Raw genomic sequence first — 22,502 nt, forward strand, 5'->3', positions numbered from 1 at the left:
ATGGCCGATCCACATATTGAATCTCCAATGGATGTTTGGGATAAACTCACCGTCATTATTTATCGCACAGGCTTTGTCATTGCGGCATTTAGCATCTTGGCTTTAACTTGGTATCCTCAACAGGCTCAAAGTGCCGTATTGATTGCAGTAACTTGTTGTGCATCATCGCTTCATATTTATTTAAAGCATTTCCGCTTAACATTTCAATTTGCCACGTGGCTTGCACTCTTATGTGCGCTTTTAGGTTGGCATGAATTAGCGTTAGGTGGTGCATTAGTAACACTGGGCGGTTTATGTTTTAAAGAATACTTCTGTTTTAGAGTACCGCTATTAAATTTACAACCTGCATTTGTCGCCGCACTTTGGTTTGCTTGGGTATTTGAAGGGGGTTGGATTGCTCGAATTTTATCGTTGATTGTCGGCGGATTATTGTTGATTCTTGCAGTTCAAAAATGGCGAATGCCATTGCACTTTGATATTGGCGATAAGACAAAGTATCAAATCTAATAAGATTGATAGATAAAGGCATAATGTTTCACGACATTGTGCCTTTTTATTTCGATTAAATTTACTTTTATTTAAAAACGAAAAAAGCACCGAAATTTCGATGCTTTGTAATTTGGTTGCGGGGGCCGGATTTGAACCGACGGCCTTCGGGTTATGAGCCCGACGAGCTACCAAGCTGCTCCACCCCGCGTCTGATGGCGCGTAATATACTCGTTTCAAAAATTATTGCAAGATTTAAACTGAATTTGACTTTCTGTTTGTTAAGAAAATAAACAATGTGAATATTAATTAATCATTTTATGAAATAGTGCTAGTCCTAAAAGGGAATTTTTGATAGCGTATGCAACTTTGTATTAGTTAGTTTAATTTAGGAAAATAAGAATGAAATTTCGTCAAAATCTCGCCGTAAAAATTCTTTCTGTAATGGCGGCTGTTTCAGTGCTTGCATCATGTGGTTCAGCACCAAGTAAAGTCTCTTCAAAAAATAATTCTAGCTTGCCGCGTACTGCGACAGGCGACGATCCACAAAAATTTGGTGCAAAGTATAGTGGACGTAATTATCAACAAGCTATTTTAAGCCCAGTGGCTTCCGTGGAGAACAAAAGTGCGGTCGTCAACCAAGGTGATTTTTTAACACAGTTGACGAATGTTCGTGATTATTCAAATTCATTAACAAATCGCTTTGCGTCGAATTATGGCAAAATCACTAACTGGGTACTTGCAGGGGCCAATGTGAATGAATTAGCACAATACGGCATTAACCCGCAGATTATGAAAGGTTTTGATGGTTATCAAAACGTGTTAATGACAGGTTATTACTCACCGGTTATTCATGCACGCCGTACTGCACAGGGTCAATATCAACATCCAATTTATGCGATGCCAAGCTATAAACGTTATAGCCGTGCGGAAATTTACAATGGTGCATTGGCAGGACAAGGCTTAGAGCTAGCTTACAGTGATTCAATGATGGATAACTTTCTGTTAGGCGTGCAGGGGAGTGGCTATGTTGATTACGGTGACGGCAATTTAAATTATTTAGCCTATGCTGGCCAAAATGGCTATAAATATCAAGCGGTTGGTCGTTTGTTAGTAGAAGATGGTGAAATTCCAAAAGAAAAAATGTCTATTCAAGCGATTCGTGAATGGGGCAAAGCAAACCCATCTCGTGTACAGGAATTGTTAGAGCGTAACCCATCTTATGTTTTCTTTAAAAACGATCCGACAGGTAAAGTGAAAGGTTCAGCTGGTGTACCTTTAGTGCCTATGGCTTCTGTGGCTTCTGACCGCAACGTCATTCCTTCTGGTACCGTATTATTGGTTGAAGTGCCAGATATTGATAACAATGGTAACTGGATGGGCACACACAAATTGCACTTAATGGTGGCGCTTGATGTGGGCGGTGCGGTAAATGGTCACCACTTTGACTTATATCGTGGTATTGGTGATCAAGCAGGTCACATCGCTGGTTTATCAAAACACTATGGACGTGTTTGGGTACTACAATAATGGCTCGTGTCGATAACTACGAACAACGTTTTGGCGGCATTGGACGCCTTTATACACCAGAAGGCTTGGCGCGTTTGCGTCAGGCTCATGTGTGCGTCATTGGTATTGGCGGCGTAGGTTCGTGGGTGGTGGAAGCGCTTGCGCGAAGTGGTGTAGGGCAGATCACTATGATTGATATGGATGATATTTGTGTAACCAATATTAATCGTCAACTTCCTGCATTAAGCGGCAATATTGGCAAGCTTAAAACAGAAGTGATGGCGGAGCGCGTTAAGCTGATTAATCCAGAATGTGTGGTGAATATTATTGATGATTTCATCTCACCGGATAATCAAGCGGAATACTTAAATCGTGGCTATGATTATGTGATTGATGCCATTGATAGCGTGAAAACGAAAGCCGCCATGATTGCTTATTGCAAGCGTAATAAAATCAAGATTATTACCATTGGTGGTGCAGGTGGTCAGACTGATCCTTCGAAAATCCAAATTGCTGATTTAAGTAAAACGATCCAAGATCCATTATTGGCGAAAGTGCGGTCAGTTTTGCGTAAGGATTTTAATTTTACCCAAAATCCACAACGTAAGTTCGCAGTTGATGCGGTGTTTTCCACACAGCCTCTGATTTTCCCTAAAATGGACGAAGGCTGTGAGATATCTGCCACCATGAATTGTGCAAATGGCTTTGGTGCAGCAACCATGATAACCGCAACTTTTGGATTTTTTGCCGTTTCTCGGGTAATCGATAAGTTATTAAAATAAAGAAATGAAGCAACGTGAAAACGTTGCTTTTTCTTTATGAATGAAAGTATTTAACAAGATGAAGAAATATCACTTCATTTTTTTATTTGGAATGTTGCAATTTTATCAAAAAGGCGTAGTCTATGTTGGCTTTGAGAATAATTCCCAATAAAAGTAAGGAAACAAACATGAAACAAGTATTAAAAATGAGTGCAATTTCTACCGCACTTTTAACCCTTCCAATGATGGCAAATGCAGATGTGTTAGCATCCGTGAAACCCCTCGGTTTTATTACATCATCTATTGCAAACGGTGTGACAGATACACAGGTTTTAGTACCAGCTGGTGCTTCTCCACATGATTACAGCTTAAAACTTTCAGATGTGCAAAAAGTGAAATCTGCAGATTTAGTGCTTTGGGTTGGTGAAGATATTGATGCTTTCTTAGCAAAACCAATTAGCCAAATTGATAGTAAAAAAGTCATCAATATTTCTGATATTCCAGAAATTAAACCGCTTTTAAGCAAAGTCCATCATGAACATTATCATGAAGGCGATGAACACGAGCACGGTCATGATCATAAACATGGACACGATCATAAACACGAACATGCTCATGAGCATCACGATCACCATCATGATGTAGATGAAAATGGTTTAAGTGTAAACTGGCATTTATGGTATTCACCAGCCATTAGCCAAATTGTGGCACAGAAAGTGGCGGATAAATTAACAGAACAATATCCAGATAAAAAAGAGCTCATCGCGAAAAACTTAGCCGATTTTAACCGCACGTTGACCGAGCAAAGCGATAAGATCAAAGCACAATTAGCGCCACTTAAAGATAAAGGCTTCTTTGTGTTCCATGATGCTTATAGCTATTTCAATGATGCTTATGGTTTAAATCAAACCGGTTATTTCACCATTAATCCACTAGTGGCACCGGGTGCAAAAACCATTGCTCACATCAAAGAAGAAATTGAAGAACATCGTGTAAATTGTCTTTTTGCTGAGCCTCAATTCACACCAAAAGTGATTGATTCTCTTGCTCAAAGTACAAAAGTCAATGTAGGTCGTTTAGATCCTATTGGCGATAACGTACAGCTTGGTCCAAATTCTTATGCGAATTTCCTTCAAGCGACTGCTGATAGCTATGCTCAATGTTTAAGTAAATAATCAAAAATCTCCCCCCTCACCCCCTCTTTATAAAAGAGGGGGAATATTCTTGAAATCTCCCCAAATTTAACCGCACTTTCGTGCTATAATCCGCCCAATTTTTCCCTATCGAGAAAACCCATGAAACAATTATTTGCCACAACTGCCCGTGGTTTTGAAGAACTCTTAAAAGTCGAACTGACAGAGCTTGGTGCAACGGAATGTAAAATCGCACAAGGCGGTGTACATTTTCAGGCTGATGATGAAACACTTTATCGCAGTTTATTATGGTCACGCTTAACTTCACGTATTTTGTTACCGATTGTAAATGGCAAGGTATATAGTGATTTAGACTTGTATTCAATTGTGACAGGGCAGGATTGGTTAAGTTATTTTGATGAGAAAACCACATTTTTTGTCGATTTCAACGGGACAAACCAAGAAATTCGTCACACCCAATTTGGTGCGATGCGTGTGAAAGATGCCATTGTGGATTATTTTGAACGCCAAGGGAAAGCGCGTCCAAATGTGGATAAAGAGTATCCGGATGTGCGAATTCATGCTTATTTAAATAAAGAAGAACTCGTCGTTTCACTCGATTTAAGTGGCGAAGCATTGCATTTACGTGGCTATCGTGAAGACACAGGCCAAGCGCCTTTACGTGAAACCTTAGCCGCTGCGATAGTGCTTCGTTCAGGTTGGAAAAAAGGGACACCATTAGTGGATCCAATGTGCGGTTCGGGTACTTTGTTAATCGAAGCCGCGCAGATGGAAGCACAAATTGCACCGCAATTACATCGTTTACATTGGGGTTTTGATTGCTGGAAAGGGCATAATCAAGATACTTGGGATAAGGTGAAAGCAGAAGCGGTACAACAAGCTGAAACTTATTTTAATCAAAATCCAAAACCGCATTTTTATGGCTTCGATCTCGATCATCGCGTACTGAAAAAAGCGCAAAAGAACGCACAAAATGCAGGCATAGCACATTTAATTCAGTGGAAACAAGGTGATGTCGCCGCATTAAAAAATCCAAGTCCAGATGAAGTGGGAACAGTGATTTGTAACCCGCCTTACGGTGAACGTTTAGGCACAACTCCTGCTTTGATTGCCCTATATTCAGTCTTTGGACAACGTCTTAAAAATGAATTTGGTGGTTGGAATGCATCGATTTTCAGTAGTGAATCTACGTTGCTTGATTGCTTGCGTATGCGTTCTCATCGTCAATTTAAAGCGAAAAATGGTCCGTTAGATTGTGTTCAGAAGAATTATCAAATTTCAGAACGTAAAGAAAGTGCGGCTGAAAACCCCCTTGAATTTGACCGCACTTCAACGGTAGCGGTGGATTTTGCGAATCGTTTACAGAAAAATATCAAGAAAATTGAAAAATGGGCGAAGCAGCAAGGCCTTGATGCGTATCGTTTATATGATGCCGATTTACCGGAATATAACGTGGCGGTGGATCGCTATGGTGATCATATCGTGGTGCAAGAGTATGCAGCACCGAAAAATATTGATGAAAATAAAGCCCGTCAACGTTTATTGGATGCCGTGACTGCAACCTTGCAAGTCACCGGTATTGAAACCAATAAACTGATTTTGAAAGTGCGTCAAAAACAAAAAGGCACGAATCAATATGAAAAATTGGCCAATAAAGGCGAATATTTTTATGTGAATGAATACGGCGCTCAGCTTTGGGTGAATCTAACGGATTACTTGGATACAGGATTATTCTTAGATCATCGTTTAACCCGTAAAATACTTGGTGAAATGGCAAAAGGCAAAGATTTCCTCAATCTTTTTGCTTATACCGGTTCAGCAACGGTTCACGCAGCATTAGGTGGGGCAAAATCGACAACAACCGTGGATATGTCTAACACTTATTTAAACTGGGCAGAGCAAAACCTGATTTTAAATGATATTGAAGGCAAGCAGCACAAGCTCATCCAGGCAGATTGTTTGCAGTGGTTAGAGAAATGTGATTGCCAGTTTGATTTGATTTTCGTGGATCCGCCAACATTCTCGAATTCTAAGCGTATGGAAGACAGTTGGGATGTACAACGTGATCACATCAAATTAATGCGTAATCTTAAGCGTATTTTACGTCCTAACGGCACCATCGTGTTCTCGAACAATAAACGTGGTTTTAAAATGGATTTTGAGGCGTTAGATGAATTAGGATTAAGTGCGGTCGAAATTTCAGCGAAAACCTTACCGCTTGATTTTGAGCGAAATAAACAAATCCACAACTGCTGGGTTGTGACAATGAAAGCCTAATAAAAAGCCCGATAATGATTTATCGGGCTTTTTTGTTATTCGACTTCTTTTTGTTTTTCGGTTTCAGAATCATCATGAAGAAGGGTTTCGACCGCAGCTTCATCATTGATCTCATCTTCTTTTTCTAAGATTTCCGCTGCTTCTTCATTTAATGCTTTAGCATCAGAATGTGGTTTGATGAAGGGTTTAGGCATCCAATATTTTCGGATGATGTCTGTTGAGAAACCATGTAAAACTTCTTCATTTAAGCGTTCTTGATCTAAATAACGAACTTCCGCAATGATTTCATCTGCTTCAATTTTATTTACACCTAATTGCACTAAGGTTGCATGACTGAGCGTCAATGCAGATTCAAAGGTTTCACGCACGATAAAGTCTACATCTTGCTTAATAAGACTCACGGTTGTTTGACGGTCATAAGTTCGCGCCAAAATAGGGAGTTTTGGATAAGCATCTTTCAAATTCTGAACGATGTTTTCAATACGTTGTGTATCGTTAATCCCAATGACAACACATTTAGCTTTTTCGATACCCGCGGCACGTAATACATCAAGACGAATACCGTCACCGTAATAGACTTTAAAACCGAATTTCGCTGCTGCACGAATGTTTTCAATGTTGCGGTCAATCACCGAGACGTTAATACCTCGAACAAGAAGCGATTGACACACGATTTGGCTGAAACGACCAAAACCAATCACGAGCACGCTATCTTCTAAATCTACAATTGGATCGAGATCGCTAGTATCGACTTTTTCCTCTTGATTCGCTGATTTGCGTTGGTTAATTTTACGCATTAATAAGCCAATCAATGGTGAGAATAACATTGAGATAATGACTGCAGCGGTAAAAGTCGCATTTTGATCTTTTGTCATCACGCCTGCAGTGGTCGCAGCAGAGAAGAGTACGAATGCAAATTCCCCACCGTGTGCCATGATGGTCATTCGGCCAACAGATTCGGTACGGTCTAGTTTCGTAATACGCGCTACGGTATAAACGGCTAAGGCTTTGCCGACGATGTAAAGGCATACGATACCTAACAACCAAACCGCATCATTGAAGACTAAACTGAGGTCAAGCGACATTCCCACGCCCATAAAGAAGAGACCAAGCAATAAACCACGGAATGGTTCAATATCGGCTTCTAATTGGTGGCGGAATGCGGACTCTGAAAGCATTACACCCGCAACGAATGCGCCCATCGCCATTGAAAGGCCGCTCGCTTCCATTGCTAATGCCGCACCTAACACTACAAGTAATGCAGCTGCTGTCATCATTTCGCGAATATGCGCTTTGGAAATCAAACGGAAAATTGGGTTCATTAACCATTTACCCGCAACGACTAAACCGACAACGGCGCCGAGTGCAATAGCAATAGATGTCCAGTTTGTTTGATGTTCAATATGTTTGGTTTCGGGCGTTAAAAAGGCAATAGAAGCCAATAATGGTACAATGGATAAATCTTCAAAAATTAAGGTAGAAATAACTCGTTGGCCTTTTGGTGTATTCGTAATCCCGCGTTCTTCTAATACCTGCATCACAATAGCGGTGGAAGAAAGGGTAAAGCCCATACCCGCAATAAATGCGACTTCTTTAGGAAGATTTAAAATATAGATACCCGCAAAGGTAAGCAGAGCACCACACAGCCCGACTTGTAGAAAGCCCCGTCCGAAGATCGCTTTTCGCATGGCCCATAAACGTTCCGGATGCATCTCCAAACCGATAATAAATAAGAACATCACCACGCCAAGTTCAGCCATATGCAGAATCGATTCGGCATCTTTCACTACGCCGAAAACGGAAGGACCAATTAAACAGCCAGCCACTAAATAGCCTAACACGCTACCTAAGCCAATACGCTTAAAAAGCGGCACGATAGTGACACTGGTAGCAAGCAGGACTACAGTTTTAATTAATTCAGGGCTGACGACATTCGACATAGGGCAAAAAACCTTAGTAAAAACAGGGAGTATGAGAAGAAAGTTGACTTGTATTCTAGCTTTTTTTCACTAAATAAAAAACACAGAAAAGCAAGAAATTGGTATAATTTACAAAAACTTTACACGCATAAAAATGGTCAGTTTTTTGACCGCACTTTAGAGGTATTATGACATTACAATTCAATATGGTCGCGTTGCTATTGGTTTTCTTAATTGTTTTAGGTTTAATTAGCCAAAATAGCGCGATTACCATCTCAGCCGCCGTGCTGTTAATCATGCAGCAAACCTTATTATCCAAATACATTCCTATACTCGAACAATACGGTGTCAAAATCGGGATTATCATTTTAACGATTGGTGTCCTAGCTCCATTAGTGTCGGGAACAATCCAACTACCCGATCTCAGTTCATTTTTAAACTGGAAAATGGGTGTCTCTATTTTAACGGGAGTATTTGTCGCATGGCTTGCTGGTAAAGGCGTACCATTAATGAGTGAACAACCTGTTTTGGTGACAGGATTATTAATTGGTACGATTATTGGTGTGTCTTTCTTAGGCGGTATTCCGGTGGGACCTCTCATCGCCGCAGGGATTTTAGCGGTATTAATAGGAAAATTTTAAATGAAAAACAAATGGTTATTTATCGCGGGATTAAGCGGCTTTTTATGTGTGGCGATTGGTGCTTTTGCGGCACATGGATTAAGCAAGGTTTTAGAACCTAAAGAATTAGCCTGGATTGAAACGGGTGTGAAATATCAAATGTTCCACACTATTGCGATTTTAGCGATTGGCATTTTGCAATTATGCCGTGAATCATTGGTTGCAAACAAAATGGCTAATCTTTCTGCAGGGACTTGGGCGTGCGGCATTTTTCTTTTTAGTGGCAGCCTTTATGCGCTCGCACTTGGTGCGGGCAAATTCCTCGTTTGGGTGACACCCGTTGGTGGAACGTTATTTTTAATTGGTTGGCTTTGCTTGGCTTACGGTGGTTTTAAAAGTAAATCAGTATGAAGAACAAATCAGTCAAACGTGAATTAAATCTGATACAACAATCTCTCTTTTCGAAACTCAAGGATATCATGCTGGTGGATCAACGTCGTTTATCCGCCCGCATTCATGGTATTGGAAAAATTAAAAGCCAAGAGGCTCAACAAGCTGTTGCCGCAGAAATCCAGCTGCAGATTGAACAGGCTCAATTACGTGTAGAAAATCGTAAAAGTGCGGTGCAAAATCCCATCATTTTTCCAGAGAGTTTGCCCGTTAGCCAACGCAAAGCAGAAATTCAAAAACTGCTTTCTGAACATCAGGTCATTGTGGTGGCAGGGGAAACCGGTTCAGGTAAAACCACCCAATTGCCGAAAATGTGTTTGGAATTAGGTTTCGGCAATTTGGGTATGATTGGTCATACTCAACCACGCCGTATAGCCGCTCGTTCGGTGGCTGCACGTATTGCGGAAGAGCTGGAAACAGAACTTGGCGGTTTAGTTGGTTATAAGGTTCGTTTTAACGATCAAATCAGTGATGATACACAAATCAAATTGATGACTGACGGGATCCTGTTAGCAGAAATTCAAAACGATCGTTTTCTCAATCAATATTCTTGTTTGATTATCGATGAAGCCCACGAACGAAGCCTGAACAATGATTTTATTCTTGGTTATCTAAAACAGCTTTTACCACGTCGTCGTGATTTGAAACTTATCATCACTTCCGCGACCATTGATGTGGAACGTTTTTCCAAACATTTCAACAATGCCCCGATTATCGAAGTCTCAGGCAGAACCTATCCTGTTGAAGTGCGTTATCGTCCCGTAGTGGAAGAAGACGATCAAGATCAGCTACAAGGCATTCTTAATGCGGTGGATGAACTGCAAGCGGAAGGTCGGGGCGATATTTTGATCTTTATGAACGGTGAGCGAGAAATTCGTGATACCGCCGAAGCTTTACAAAAACAAAATCTAAAACACACGGAAATTCTACCGCTCTTTGCACGCTTGTCTGCTCAAGAACAAAATAAAATTTTCCATCCGAGCGGATTAAATCGCATCGTGTTGGCAACCAACGTCGCAGAAACCTCATTGACCGTGCCGAGCATTAAATATGTGATTGACCCAGGTACTGCGCGAATTTCCCGTTATAGCTATCGCACCAAAGTACAACGTTTACCGATTGAACCCATTTCACAGGCTTCTGCGAATCAGCGTAAAGGTCGTTGTGGTCGTGTAAGTGAAGGGATTTGTATTCGTTTATATTCGGAAGAGGATTTTAATTCTCGTCCAGAGTTTACCGATCCTGAAATTCTACGCACCAATTTAGCCTCCGTTATTTTGCAAATGACGGCATTGGGTTTGGATGATATTGAAGCGTTCCCATTTGTTGATGCGCCAGATAAACGCCATATTCAAGATGGTATAAAACTATTGGAAGAATTAGGTGCGTTTGAAATGGTTCGCACCAAATCAGGTGAGAAACGTCAATTAACGGCAGTAGGCCGTCAATTATCTCAACTCCCTGTGGATCCACGTTTAGCGAAAATGTTGTTGAGTGCTGTCTCACAAGGTGCGTTGCATGAAGTGATGATTATTGTCGCCGTGTTATCCATTCAAGATCCTCGCGAGCGCCCACAAGAAAAACAACAAGCTTCCGATGAAAAACATCGTCGTTTTGCTGATAAAAAATCAGATTTCTTGGCGTTCTTAAATCTTTGGCGTTATCTACAAGAACAACAAAAAGAATTGAGTAAAAACCAATTTCGTCGTCAATGCCAAAAGGATTTCTTAAATTATTTACGTATTCGTGAATGGCAAGATATTTATCATCAAATTCGTTTAACTGTACGTGAAATGGGCTTGCCGATTAATTCTGAAAAAGCAGAATATCCGCAAATTCATACCGCACTTTTAAGCGGCTTGCTTTCTCATATCGGCTTAAAAGAAGCGGAAAAACAACAATATCTTGGCGCACGTAATGCCCATTTTGCGATTTTCCCAAATTCTGTACTTTTCAAAAAACAACCGAAATGGGTGATGGCGGCAGAGTTAGTGGAAACCTCCAAACTTTGGGGGCGTATGGTGGCAGAAATCGAGCCAGAATGGATTGAGCCACTTGCAGAGCATTTAATTAAAAAATCCTATTCCGAACCGCGTTGGTCGAAATCTCGTGGCGCCGTGATTGCAGATGAAAAAGTCACGCTTTACGGTGTGCCGATTGTGGCTGCACGACCAGTGAATTACGGTGCTATTGATCCGACGGTAAGCCGTGAGATCTTCATTCAATCTGCCTTAGTGGAAGGGGATTGGAATACCAAACATAAATTCTTTAAAGAAAACCAACGACTCGTTCGAGAAGTGGAAGAGTTGGAACACAAAAGTCGCCGACGCGATATTTTGGTGGATGATCGCACGCTTTTTGAATTTTACGATCAGCGTATTGGCACGGAAGTAGTTTCCCAAAAACATTTTGATACCTGGTGGAAAAAGGCGCAGCAAAAAGATCCAGAATTGCTTAATTTTGAACGTTCATTCTTGATTAATGATGATGCGGAACAAGTGAGCAAGCTGGATTTTCCGAATTTCTGGCATCAAGGTAATTTGAAACTCAAACTGACGTATCAATTTGAACCAGGTACCGATGCGGATGGGGTGACCGTGCATATTCCGTTGCCATTGCTCAACCAAGTGGAAATGACCGGCTTTGATTGGCAAATTCCAGGTTTACGTGAAGAGCTGGTGATTGCGTTGATTAAATCTCTGCCGAAATCTTATCGCCGTAACTTCGTGCCTGCACCTAATTATGCTCAAGCTTTTTTAAGTCGAGCCGTGCCGTTGGAAAAACCGTTATTAGATACGCTGATTTATGAATTGCGTCGTATGACGGGCGTTACCGTAGAAGCGGAACATTGGAATTGGGAACAAATCCCAAGCCATTTGAAAATAACGTTCCGCGTGGTGGATGAAAACGGCAAGAAAATCGCGGAATCCATGAATTTAGATGAACTAAAATTCAACTTAAAAGATCGTGTGCAGGAAAGTATTTCTGCTGTGGCGGATGATGGCATTGAGCAAAGCGGGCTGCATATTTGGAGCTTTGCAGATTTACCACAATGCTACGAACAAAAACAACGAGGTTTCAGCGTCAAAGCGTTCCCGGCTATTGTAGATGAAAAAGATGCGGTTGGTATCAAACTGTTTGAAACAGAGTTTGAGCAAGCGGTGGCGATGCAACAAGGTTTACGCCGTTTATTGTTGCTCAATGTGCCGTCACCGATTAAATATCTGCATGAAAAATTACCGAATAAAGCTAAATTGGGTCTGTATTTTACTCCGTTCGGTCGTGTGTTGGATTTGATTGATGACTGTATCGCTTGTGCCGTGGATAAACTGATTGCCGATTTTGGCGGGTTTGTATGGGATGAAGCAGGCTTTGAAAAATTACGTGATTTCGTGCGAGAAAACCTTAACGAAGTGACCGTGGATATTGCGCAGAAAGTGGAGCAAATTCTGTCTCTTAACCATGCCTTAAACCAACGTTTAAAAGGCAAAATGGATTTCACCATGGCCTTTGCCTTTTCTGATATTAAGGCGCAATTAGCGGGGCTGATTTATCCAGGTTTTGTGCAAAAGAGTGGTTATGATCGCTTACCTGATTTACAGCGCTATCTACAAGCCGTTGATAAACGTATCGATAAACTAGCTCAAGATGTAAATCGCGATCGTGCGGCGATGCTACGCGTAGAGCAAGTACAACAGGCTTACCAACAATTGCTCGCTAAACTGCCGAAATCTAAACCAATTTCTGATGAAATTGCGGAAATTCGCTATATGATCGAAGAATTGCGTGTGAGTTTATTTGCACAGCAATTAGGCACGAAGTATCAGGTGTCGGATAAGCGGGTTTTGAATTTGATTTCAGCGTTATAGGAAAATGTATGAATACTAAAATACCGCAATCTATAATTGGTTTGTTATCTGAAGAGTTACCTAAATTTGAAACTCATGCAAGCATTGATAGTTTATTTCTGTACGCTGATGCTCCTTCTCCGATACCTGATGGAAGTAAGCCAGTAAAAATTAAGGAATGGTTATTTAGCGTCAATAAAAAATCTGAATATCCTTTGAATGTGCTAGGTATTATTATTGAAAAATATATGGATTCATTAGATGAACCTAGTGTATATGCATCGGACTATGAAAAAGAAGAGTATTTTAATAGAACTAAATTTAGAGAAACATTAATATCAATTCTTGAACGAAACGGTTTGAAATATTTTTCAGGTAAAGTTGTTCAGATGTCATTATCTAAAGTTAGTACAAATTTGTATGACTTAATTAAAGATAAAAATGAAGATGCTATTAATCTTGAGTTTACTAGGGCAATTGAGGGGTTAGAAAATAAGCCTTTAGAATCAATATCTGCAGCTTGTAATATTCTTGAATCTATTTGCAAGGTTTATATCGAAGAAGAGAAATTAGAGTTACCAACAAAACAAGATTTAAGAAATCTTTGGAAGGTAGTTAGCAAAGATCTCCAATTTGATGTAAACAGGTTACAGGATGATGATTTGAAGAAAATAATATCAGGCTTATTTTCTATTGTTGATGGAGTTTCCTCTTTGAGAACTCATGGAAGTTCTGCTCACGGACAAGGAAAACGACTTTACATTCCAGAATCTAGACATGCTAGATTAGTAGTAAATTCTGCACATACTTTAGCTGCTTTTGTATTGGAAACATGGAATAAAAGAACGTTGTAAATATTAGCTAATCTAAGTTTTGATAGTGCACTCTTCGGTGAGTGTGCTATCTATCCCTAAAACATTTCCAAAACCAACCGCACTTTCTCCCCAAAATTCTTTTTGTGATCTATCTCAAATTTTCGTATTGAACTGATTTACAACTGTCAATTCAATCGCTATCTTGCTGATATTATTATTTTAATAAAGAGGTAAATTATGGATCTGATTATAGGTTTGATTGCCATTGTCTTGGTGGCATATTATATCGTGAAAGGCTATTCAGCGACTGGCGTGTTGATGTTCGGTGGCTTGGTCTTGTTATTCATTTCAGTGCTGATGGGACATTCTATTTTACCGGAAGGCGTGAAAAGTACCGGTTCCACCTATTTTGATATTTTAGAATATGTGAAATATCTACTCGGCAATCGTGGCGGTGGCTTAGGCTTGATGATTATGGTGTTATGTGGTTTCTCTGTGTACATGACTCATCTTGGTGCGAACGATGTAGTGGTGAAATTGGTCTCAAAACCACTGAAAAATATCCGTTCACCTTATATTTTAATGGTGTTTGCTTACTTCCTCGCATGTTTAATGTCTTTTGCGGTGTCATCTGCAACAGGTTTAGGCGTGTTATTAATGGCGACATTATTCCCTGTGATGGTAAACGTGGGGATTTCACGTGGGGCAGCGGCTGCAATTTGCGCATCGCCAATTTCCATTATCCTTTCCCCAACATCAGGCGACGTGGTGCTTTCGGCTGAAATTTCAAAAATTCCTTTAGGTGAGTTTGCCTTTGGTACCGCATTGCCGGTTTCGATTTTTGCGATTTTAGGGATTGCTGTAGCACACTTCTTCTGGCAGCGTTATTTAGATAAAAAAGAAGGTGTGCAAGTAGAACGCATTAATGCAGATGAAATTAAAACCACAGCACCAAACTACTACGCGATTTTGCCATTATTACCCATTATTGGCGTATTGATTTTTGATGGTAAATGGGGCTTACCAAATTTACACATCGTTACCGTGATGGTGCTTTGCTTTATCATTACTGCTGCGGTAGATTTCTTACGTAGCTTTAACGCAAAACAAACCTTCGATAATCTCATTGTGGCATATCGCGGTATGGCAGATGCCTTTGCGGGTGTGGTGATGCTTTTAGTGGCGGCAGGTGTATTTGCACAAAGTTTAAGTACAATCGGCTTTATCACTAATTTAATCGCCTCTGCACAATCATTCGGTGGTTCAGCCTTCTTTATGATGTTAGTGCTTGCGGTGATTACCATTTTAGCAACCATGGCGACAGGTTCAGGTAATGCAGCGTTTTATGCTTTTGCAGAATTAATTCCAAAATTAGCCACCCAAATGGGCGTTAACCCAGCGTTCTTAACGATTCCAATGTTACAAGCCTCTAACTTAGGTCGTGGTTTATCACCGGTTTCTGGCGTGGTTGTAGCGGTATCCGGTATGGGCAAAATCTCACCATTTGAAATCGTAAAACGTATGTCTGTCCCAATGTTGGTCGGTTTTATTTGTGTGATTATCGGCACAGAAATCTTTGTTTCCGTTGCCGCCTAATTTGATAGGTAAAAAAGAAGGGCTGATAGTAAATATCAGCCCTTTTGTTTTGATTTAAGTGCGGTCAATTTTCTCACTGTTTTTGATTTTATGCATTTGATGATTTTCAAAGGCTTTCACTAAATCTGCGACTTTTTCGCCTTCCGGTAAAACCAAATCTTGTGCGATATCATTAAGCGGCACAATCACGAATTCGCGGTTTTTCATATCGTAATGAGGCACGGTTAAGCGTTCATTTTGAATGATTTGATCTCCATAAAGCAGAATATCCAAATCTAATGTACGCTCCCCCCAACGACGTAAACGTACGCGACCTTGTTCATTTTCGATGCGTTGCAATTCATCGAGTAAGGCTAAAGGTGGGCGAGTGGTTTCAATCATCGCCACCGCGTTTACATAATCAGGTTGATCTTGCGGGCCTAATGGTTTGCTTTGATAAAATCCGCTCACCGATTTTAATTCGGTATTAGGTAGCGCAGAGATTGCCTCTAATGCCGAATTTAATTGTTCTGTCGGCGTATTTAAATTGCTGCCAAGGGCGATATACACTTGAACCATTAGTTAGCCGCCTTAGGTTTACGTCTGCGGTAATATTTTTTCTTCGGTGCAGGATGCAATTTTTGTTGCTCTTGAACCAATTGGCGACGTTGTTCTTGATTGCTAAGTTGGTACTCATGCCACCATTTAGCCAATTCAACTGTTTCACCACCTTCCACTTCAGCACGCATTGCCAATAAATCAAAGGCCGCACGGAATTTTTGATGTTCCATCGTTCGTGCAGGGTGAGAACCGGTGCGTTTAAGCAATTGTAATTGCAACATCCAAATATCACGAATAACGGATGTATGACGACGAGGTGCGGCTAATGATCGGCATAATTGGTCAAGCACTTCATTTCCAGCAAGGGCATAAGCATCATGATTGTTTAAACCACCTTCATTTTTCAGTACATCTACTTTTTCGCGTAATGGATACCAGAAGAATGCCGCAAATAAAAAGGCTGGATTGATACGCAATTTATCGGCAATGCGTTCATCAGTTGAATTTAACGAAGTTAAAATCATGCGTTCCGCAAGGCTGTCTTCTTTTTCGGTGAAATAAGGCGTTAAGCTTGGGAAAAGCTGTTCAAATAAGCCATATTGACGAAGTAATTTATAGGTTTTTACACCATTGCCAGACTGCAATAATTTTAAGCTTTCATCGAATAAACGCGCCGGTGGAATATTTTTCAGCAATGGTGCAAGCTCACGAATTGGCTGTTCACTTGGTTTTTCCAAGAACATATCCAATTTCGCCATAAAGCGCACAGAGCGTAGCATACGCACAGGATCTTCTTGATAACGGGTAACGGGATCGCCAATCAGACGTAATTTTCCGTTTTTCAGGTCATCAATTCCGTTGAAATAATCACGCAACGTATTATCTTGCGGATCGTAGTAAAGGGCGTTTACGGTGAAGTCACGGCGCTCCGCATCTTGTTCAATGGTGCCATATACGTTATCACGTAATAACATTCCTTCATCACTTTGTTTCGCTTGATTTTCGCTGCGCGCATCCGAATGGCTAGCACGGAATGTGGCCACTTCGATCACATCGCGTCCAAACATAATATGCGCAAGACGGAAACGACGACCAACTAAACGGCATTGACGTTGGAATACTGCTTGAATTTGGTCGGGACGTGCATTGGTTGCCACATCAAAATCTTTTGGGTGTTTACCTAACAATAAATCACGCAAACAACCACCAACGATGTAAGCGTCATAACCTTGACGTTGCAATTTTTCCACCACGGTAATGGCATTACGGCTAAACATACGTGGGTTAATACCAAAATGAGAGGCTTTAACGATATGTTTGTCGTGACGATGCGCTTGTGTGTTGGTTTTTTTATGGTGAGAAGAGGACGGGGCGATCTTGGGTAGTGAACGCTCTGTTTTTGAAACGTTTGATTTTTTGCTTTTGGGCTCCGTTTTGGGAACGAGCGAATTTATATTGGTTTCGGTTTCTTTTTTAGTTTTTTTACCAAATAAATTTTTTATATAAGTAAGAATAATTTACTCCATTCTCGATGTTCAATGCGCATTTGATAAAAACACGAAAAGTGCGGTTGTTTTTGACCGCACTTTTTTGTTGGATGACTTAAATAAATTAACCTGCGACTTGTTTTTCACGAATTTCAGCAAGGGTTTTGCAATCGATACAAAGATCAGCAGTAGGACGTGCTTCTAAGCGACGAATGCCAATTTCTTCCCCACAAGAATCGCAATAACCGAAATCATCGGTGTCCAATTTTTTCAATGTATATTCAATCTTTTTCATTAATTTACGCTCGCGATCGCGGTTGCGTAATTCAAGACTGAATTCTTCTTCTTGGGTCGCACGGTCTGCTGGATCTGGGAAGTTTGAAGCTTCATCTTGCATATGAGCAACAGTTCTTGATGCTTCTTCCACAATTTGCTCATGCCATGCAGTTAAAATTTTTCTGAAATGAAGAATTTGATCTTCATTCATGTATTCTTCACCTTTCTTTGGTTGATAAGGTGTAACACCGGCTAAATCCAGCAAACTTAGAGATGCCTTAGACATTGATAACTCCTAATGTAGTAAAGATTTTAACGACTTCCTGTCTTGTTGTTTTGATTGATTCTTATCGGCTAAAAAATAGCTGACATAAGAACCCTGTTTTTTAAGGGCGATATAAATAGCAGAACTTCACCTATTTAGCAAATAAATTTAGCTTGGAAATTTAAATTTTGCGATCGAGATCGCAAAAAATGGCGTAATTATTTGTTTATTTATGAGGTTAAGGCTAGGTTGCCTTATTTTCTCGCTATAAATCACACTCCAAATGAAACTCACGTTATTTCAACTGTGCATCATGCTCATCATTTCAGCCTTTTCTTTGCTTATCGTGCCTGATTTTTTACTGTTTACCTGGCAACGAGCGGGGCTGAGCATTTTAATGTTGGTTATGACCGCACTTTGTTTCCATTGGTTCAATTATTTTAAAGCCAGAAATTTTTGCATAAGTAGTATCTTGTTTTTACTTACTTTGGCTTATGCGCATTCATCAGCCTTATCGTTATTGGGACAAGCAGAGAGAATTTCAAGTTTACCGAATAAAATCACCTTAGATCTCCACATCTCAGAAATTCTTCATCAGCAAGATTATCAAACCTTGATTGCGACGAGCTCTTTATTTGATGGAAAAGTACAACAAATTTTTATTAATTGGAAAGCACCAGAAAAGCCACAGTTAGGGGAAATTTGGCGGGCGGATGTAAAGCTTCGCCCTATTTCGGCGAGATTAAACCATGGGGGATTTGATCGACAGCAGTGGTATTTTTCCAAAAGAATTATTGCCGTAGGGAATGTGAAAAGTGCGGTCAAAATTGGAGACGATTTTTCTTACCGCACAGATTTTCTACAGAATAGCCTCAAACAGACGGAAGGGCTTTCTTTGCAAGGCTTGCTTATTGCATTGGCATTTGGCGAGCGGGCTTGGCTGAATAATAAAACGTGGTTGATTTATCAACAAACGAATACAGCACATTTAATTGCTATTTCAGGACTCCATATCGGTTTAGCAATGGGGATAGGCTTTTTCTTTGCTCGATTATTGCAACTCTCACTGCCTACACGTTTTATTTCGCCCTGGTTTCCGCTTTGCTTTGGTGTGTTGATTGCTTTAGGTTATGCCTATTTAGCCGGATTTAGTTTACCGACCTTTCGTGCAATGATGGCATTGCTTTTTATTGCAATCCTTCAATGTTCTCGACGATATTACACGCCTTCGCAAATGCTGTGTTTGGTGGTGGCATTTTTGCTTTTTTGTGATCCGCTTATGCCACTTTCGGTTAGCTTTTGGCTTTCAGTTGGTGCTGTTACCTGTTTGATTGTATGGTACCGATATGTTCCCTTATCAATCATTGAATGGCAACATCAAAAATTATCCCGCAAAGTGCGGTGGATTTTAGGATTGTTTCATTTGCAGATTGGTTTGTTGATTTTATTCACACCTATTCAGCTTTTCTTTTTTAATGGCTTGGCATTAAATGGGTTCTTAGCAAATTTAATTGCAGTGCCCTTGTATAGCTTCTTACTTGTACCCTTGATTCTCTTTGCGGTGTTGACCCATGGTGCATTTTCTTCTTGGCATCTTTCAAATGCGATTGCTCAAGGTATTACACAATGCCTCAGTGTTTTCCAAGGCTCGTATATGCCGATTTCGATTAATTTATCTCTTATTCTGACCGCACTTTTAAGCCTTATTTTTGGCAGAATGTTAGGTGGATTGTATTTTGCATCTCAAGGGAAAACAAAAAATACACCGCTAAAATCGAGTCGATTTTTTACGTTAAATCATACAAAAATCTTATCGCCAAAAGATTATAAGCAAGCGCTTCGTTGTGTCATTTTTATTTTCTGTATTTGTATTAATGCTCTAGGGTATCGATATCTCACGAAACCCAAATGGCAGTTAGATACGTTAGATGTTGGTCAAGGTTTAGCAACCTTAATTGTGAAAGAGGGGAAAGGCGTGTTGTATGACACAGGGCCTGCTTGGCAGAATGGAATAGGGGCATCTTCCATGGCAGAATTGGAAATATTACCTTATCTTCAACGGGAAGGCATTGAGCTTGAAACTTTGATTTTAAGCCATGATGATAACGATCATTCAGGTGGTGCTAAAGCGATTTTAGCCGCATACCGAGACATTGAACTGATTACACCTTCTCGTAAAAACTACGGCGAAACGCACCGCACTTTTTGTCTTCAGGGGAAACAATGGCTGTGGCGAGGACTTGATTTTAAAGTTCTTTCACCAACGCAAATAACAGATAGAGCGGAGAATCCGCAATCTTGCGTAATTTTACTAACAGATGGACAGTACAAGATCCTTTTAACCGGTGATGCGGATGTGGCGACAGAAAGAGCATTTGCTGAAAACATAGGCAAAATTAATGTGTTACAAGTGGGGCATCATGGTAGTAAAACTTCAACAGGCGAGTTTTTATTGGCTCTGACGAAACCTGATCTTGCCTTAATTTCAAGTGGACGATGGAATGCGTGGAATTTTCCTCATCCAACCGTGATTGAACGGTTAAATCGTTATCAAAGTGCGGTCGAAAATACCGCTATTTCAGGTCATATAAGGTTAAATTTTACTGAAAAGGGCATTGAAATTGAAAAGGCGAGAGGAGATTTTTCACCTTGGTTTGCCCGTGTAATTGGATTATCCCCGAAATAACAGGTACAATGCAGCCAATTTTTATTAAGACAATGTGATGTAAGAACAAACTATGCAAGATAAAGATTTCTCAACCACACAAACTTTTAAGCGTTTATGGCCGATGATTTCACCGTTTAAATCAGGCTTATTAGTCGCCGCTTTTGCTTTAATTTTTAATGCTTTAGCAGATTCAGGTTTGATTTATATGCTTAAGCCTTTGCTTGATGATGGTTTCGGAAAAGCCGATCATTCTTTCTTGAAAATGATGGCATTTGTTGTGGTTGGCATGATTATATTGCGTGGGGTGACCAACTTTGTCTCTACTTATTGCCTAGCGTGGGTATCCGGTAAAGTAGTGATGATTATGCGCCGCCGTTTGTTTAAACATTTAATGTTTATGCCAGTGAGCTTTTTTGATCGTAATTCAACAGGAAAATTACTTTCTCGTATTACTTACGACTCAGAAATGATTGCTAACTCTTCATCTAGTTCATTAGTGACGATTGTTCGCGAAGGAGCCTATTTAATTTCGTTGCTTGTTGTGATGTTCTATACCAGTTGGGAATTAACACTTGTGCTTTTTGTGATTGGCCCGATTATTGCAGTACTGATTCGCATGGTATCTAAGATTTTCCGTAAGCTCAGTAAAAATATGCAAGATTCCATGGGGGAATTAACCTCTGCGACGGAACAAATGCTGAAAGGGCATAAGGTAGTGCTTTCTTTTGGTGGGCAATTAGTGGAGGAAGAGCGTTTCGATAAAGTCAGTAACGATATGCGTCGTAAAGGTATGAAGATGGTAACTGCTGATGCAATTTCAGATCCAGTTGTGCAAGTGATTGCTTCTTTGGCGTTGGCAGCAGTGCTTTATTTAGCAACGACACCATTAATTGCTGATGATAATTTAACTGCGGGTTCTTTCACGGTAGTTTTTTCTTCTATGTTAGCGATGATGCGTCCGTTAAAATCGTTGACGAATGTAAACTCACAATTTCAACGAGGCATGGCGGCCTGTCAGACATTATTTTCTATCTTAGATTTAGAAACTGAAAAAGATAATGGCACATATAAAGCAGAACCAGCAAAAGGTGATTTAGAATTTAAAAATGTCAGTTTTGCTTATGAGGGTAAAGAAGAGAAAGCCTTAAATAATATCTCTTTTAATGTACCCGCAGGCAAAACCGTGGCTTTAGTGGGACGTTCAGGTTCGGGGAAATCAACTATTGCCAATTTAGTGACGCGTTTCTACGATATTGATGAAGGTGAGATTTTATTAGATGGCGTGAGAATTCAAGATTATCGTTTATCTAATTTACGTGAGAATTGTTCTGTTGTTTCTCAACAAGTGCATTTATTTAATGATACGATTGCCAATAATATTGCCTATGCGGCAGAAGATAAATACAGCCGTGAGCAAATTATCGAAGCAGCAAAAGCGGCTTATGCCCTAGAGTTTATCGAGAAACTTCCTCAAGGTTTTGATACCGTTATTGGTGAGAATGGCGCAAGTCTTTCTGGTGGTCAACGTCAGCGTTTAGCCATTGCCCGTGCGCTATTACGTAATTCACCTGTCTTAATTTTAGATGAAGCTACTTCTGCACTCGATACCGAATCTGAACGTGCGATTCAGTCTGCATTAGAAGAACTGAAAAAAGATCGTACGGTATTGGTGATTGCGCATCGTTTATCAACCATTGAAAATGCCGATGAAATCTTAGTCATTGAACACGGTGAAATTAAAGAACGTGGTACACATCAAGATTTATTAGCGCTTGATGGTGCGTATAAACAATTACACAGTATGCAGTTTAGCGGATAAAATAATAAGGGC

16 protein-coding genes and 1 tRNA gene are annotated in these 22,502 nt (G+C 40.2%); 12 read left to right on the forward strand and 5 right to left on the reverse strand.

Annotated features, from left to right (window positions below; all coding sequences use genetic code 11):
* Positions 1–507 carry a DUF2301 domain-containing membrane protein gene (locus INQ00_RS06035; protein ID WP_197546499.1) on the forward strand — a complete coding sequence of 169 codons (507 nt, stop codon included), beginning with the start codon at positions 1–3 and terminating at the stop codon, positions 505–507.
* 113 nt (positions 508–620) lie between these two features.
* Here the strand turns inward: INQ00_RS06035 and INQ00_RS06040 are convergent.
* A tRNA-Met gene (locus tag INQ00_RS06040) sits at positions 621–697 on the reverse strand.
* Between the two features lie 191 nt (positions 698–888).
* On the opposite strand from INQ00_RS06040, the gene mltA reads away from it, so the two are divergent.
* The 4 genes from mltA (at position 889) to rlmKL (ending at position 6,187) form a co-directional block, all read left to right on the forward strand.
* Positions 889–2,016, forward strand: coding sequence for a murein transglycosylase A (mltA, locus tag INQ00_RS06045; RefSeq protein WP_197546500.1), 1,128 nt, complete (start codon positions 889–891; stop codon positions 2,014–2,016).
* Positions 2,016–2,777, forward strand: coding sequence for a tRNA cyclic N6-threonylcarbamoyladenosine(37) synthase TcdA (tcdA, locus tag INQ00_RS06050; protein ID WP_197546501.1), 762 nt, complete (start codon positions 2,016–2,018; stop codon positions 2,775–2,777). The genes mltA and tcdA overlap by 1 nt, the downstream gene beginning before the upstream one ends.
* A 167-nt stretch (positions 2,778–2,944) precedes the next feature.
* Positions 2,945–3,931 (forward strand): zinc ABC transporter substrate-binding protein ZnuA, encoded by a 987-nt coding sequence (gene znuA, locus INQ00_RS06055; protein ID WP_197546502.1) that lies wholly within the window; start codon positions 2,945–2,947, stop codon positions 3,929–3,931.
* A 120-nt stretch (positions 3,932–4,051) separates the two neighbouring features.
* Positions 4,052–6,187, forward strand: a complete 2,136-nt coding sequence (rlmKL, locus tag INQ00_RS06060; protein WP_197546503.1) for a bifunctional 23S rRNA (guanine(2069)-N(7))-methyltransferase RlmK/23S rRNA (guanine(2445)-N(2))-methyltransferase RlmL — start codon at positions 4,052–4,054, stop codon at positions 6,185–6,187.
* A gap of 35 nt (positions 6,188–6,222) precedes the next feature.
* Here rlmKL and INQ00_RS06065 read toward each other — a convergent pair whose 3' ends face one another.
* The gene (locus INQ00_RS06065) at positions 6,223–8,127 is read right to left on the reverse strand and encodes a monovalent cation:proton antiporter-2 (CPA2) family protein (RefSeq protein ID WP_197546504.1); all 1,905 of its coding nucleotides are present in this window, start codon (positions 8,125–8,127) and stop codon (positions 6,223–6,225) included.
* A gap of 167 nt (positions 8,128–8,294) precedes the next feature.
* Between INQ00_RS06065 and INQ00_RS06070 the strand changes: the two genes are divergently transcribed.
* The 5 genes from INQ00_RS06070 (at position 8,295) to dcuC (ending at position 15,435) form a co-directional block, all read left to right on the forward strand.
* Positions 8,295–8,747 carry a DUF441 domain-containing protein gene (locus tag INQ00_RS06070; protein WP_049366872.1) on the forward strand — a complete coding sequence of 151 codons (453 nt, stop codon included), beginning with the start codon at positions 8,295–8,297 and terminating at the stop codon, positions 8,745–8,747.
* Positions 8,748–9,137, forward strand: a complete 390-nt coding sequence (locus INQ00_RS06075; protein ID WP_049366870.1) for a DUF423 domain-containing protein — start codon at positions 8,748–8,750, stop codon at positions 9,135–9,137.
* Positions 9,134–13,045 (forward strand): ATP-dependent RNA helicase HrpA, encoded by a 3,912-nt coding sequence (hrpA, locus tag INQ00_RS06080; protein WP_197546505.1) that lies wholly within the window; start codon positions 9,134–9,136, stop codon positions 13,043–13,045. The genes INQ00_RS06075 and hrpA overlap by 4 nt, the downstream gene beginning before the upstream one ends.
* An 8-nt stretch (positions 13,046–13,053) precedes the next feature.
* A complete protein-coding gene (locus tag INQ00_RS06085; protein ID WP_197546506.1) occupies positions 13,054–13,878 on the forward strand; it encodes an abortive infection family protein in 825 nt (274 codons plus the stop codon).
* 198 nt (positions 13,879–14,076) lie between these two features.
* A complete protein-coding gene (gene dcuC / locus INQ00_RS06090) occupies positions 14,077–15,435 on the forward strand; it encodes an anaerobic C4-dicarboxylate transporter DcuC (protein ID WP_197546507.1) in 1,359 nt (452 codons plus the stop codon).
* Between the two features lie 54 nt (positions 15,436–15,489).
* On the opposite strand, the gene folK is transcribed toward dcuC, so the two are convergent.
* From folK to dksA, 3 genes are all read right to left on the reverse strand, one after another.
* Positions 15,490–15,993: a 2-amino-4-hydroxy-6-hydroxymethyldihydropteridine diphosphokinase gene (gene folK, locus INQ00_RS06095; RefSeq protein ID WP_014065105.1), complete on the reverse strand. Its 504-nt coding sequence runs from the start codon at positions 15,991–15,993 to the stop codon at positions 15,490–15,492.
* A complete protein-coding gene (pcnB, locus tag INQ00_RS06100; RefSeq protein WP_269473888.1) occupies positions 15,993–17,351 on the reverse strand; it encodes a polynucleotide adenylyltransferase PcnB in 1,359 nt (452 codons plus the stop codon). Before pcnB ends, folK begins: the two co-directional genes overlap by 1 nt.
* Positions 17,352–17,586: 235 nt before the next feature.
* Positions 17,587–18,024 (reverse strand): RNA polymerase-binding protein DksA, encoded by a 438-nt coding sequence (gene dksA / locus INQ00_RS06105; RefSeq protein ID WP_049370154.1) that lies wholly within the window; start codon positions 18,022–18,024, stop codon positions 17,587–17,589.
* A 262-nt stretch (positions 18,025–18,286) separates the two neighbouring features.
* Between dksA and INQ00_RS06110 the strand changes: the two genes are divergently transcribed.
* Together INQ00_RS06110 and msbA are read left to right on the forward strand one after the other, a co-directional pair.
* Positions 18,287–20,689, forward strand: coding sequence for a DNA internalization-related competence protein ComEC/Rec2 (locus tag INQ00_RS06110; RefSeq protein WP_197546508.1), 2,403 nt, complete (start codon positions 18,287–18,289; stop codon positions 20,687–20,689).
* Between the two features lie 52 nt (positions 20,690–20,741).
* Positions 20,742–22,490: a lipid A ABC transporter ATP-binding protein/permease MsbA gene (msbA, locus tag INQ00_RS06115; protein ID WP_197546509.1), complete on the forward strand. Its 1,749-nt coding sequence runs from the start codon at positions 20,742–20,744 to the stop codon at positions 22,488–22,490.
* The last annotated feature ends 12 nt before the right edge of the window (positions 22,491–22,502 follow it).

The sequence above is a fragment of the Haemophilus parainfluenzae genome (assembly GCF_014931275.1).
Taxonomy (GTDB): Bacteria; Pseudomonadota; Gammaproteobacteria; order Enterobacterales; family Pasteurellaceae; genus Haemophilus_D.

Coding starts and splice junctions, on each gene's coding strand:
- hrpA (WP_197546505.1), top strand. CDS start 9,134: ATGAAGAACAAATCAGTCAAACGTGAATTAAATCTGATACAACAATCT.
- tcdA (WP_197546501.1), top strand. CDS start 2,016: ATGGCTCGTGTCGATAACTACGAACAACGTTTTGGCGGCATTGGACGC.
- INQ00_RS06035 (WP_197546499.1), top strand. CDS start 1: ATGGCCGATCCACATATTGAATCTCCAATGGATGTTTGGGATAAACTC.
- INQ00_RS06075 (WP_049366870.1), top strand. CDS start 8,748: ATGAAAAACAAATGGTTATTTATCGCGGGATTAAGCGGCTTTTTATGT.
- msbA (WP_197546509.1), top strand. CDS start 20,742: ATGCAAGATAAAGATTTCTCAACCACACAAACTTTTAAGCGTTTATGG.
- dksA (WP_049370154.1), bottom strand. CDS start 18,024: ATGTCTAAGGCATCTCTAAGTTTGCTGGATTTAGCCGGTGTTACACCT.
- rlmKL (WP_197546503.1), top strand. CDS start 4,052: ATGAAACAATTATTTGCCACAACTGCCCGTGGTTTTGAAGAACTCTTA.
- znuA (WP_197546502.1), top strand. CDS start 2,945: ATGAAACAAGTATTAAAAATGAGTGCAATTTCTACCGCACTTTTAACC.
- INQ00_RS06110 (WP_197546508.1), top strand. CDS start 18,287: ATGAAACTCACGTTATTTCAACTGTGCATCATGCTCATCATTTCAGCC.
- INQ00_RS06085 (WP_197546506.1), top strand. CDS start 13,054: ATGAATACTAAAATACCGCAATCTATAATTGGTTTGTTATCTGAAGAG.
- mltA (WP_197546500.1), top strand. CDS start 889: ATGAAATTTCGTCAAAATCTCGCCGTAAAAATTCTTTCTGTAATGGCG.
- folK (WP_014065105.1), bottom strand. CDS start 15,993: ATGGTTCAAGTGTATATCGCCCTTGGCAGCAATTTAAATACGCCGACA.
- INQ00_RS06070 (WP_049366872.1), top strand. CDS start 8,295: ATGACATTACAATTCAATATGGTCGCGTTGCTATTGGTTTTCTTAATT.
- INQ00_RS06065 (WP_197546504.1), bottom strand. CDS start 8,127: ATGTCGAATGTCGTCAGCCCTGAATTAATTAAAACTGTAGTCCTGCTT.
- dcuC (WP_197546507.1), top strand. CDS start 14,077: ATGGATCTGATTATAGGTTTGATTGCCATTGTCTTGGTGGCATATTAT.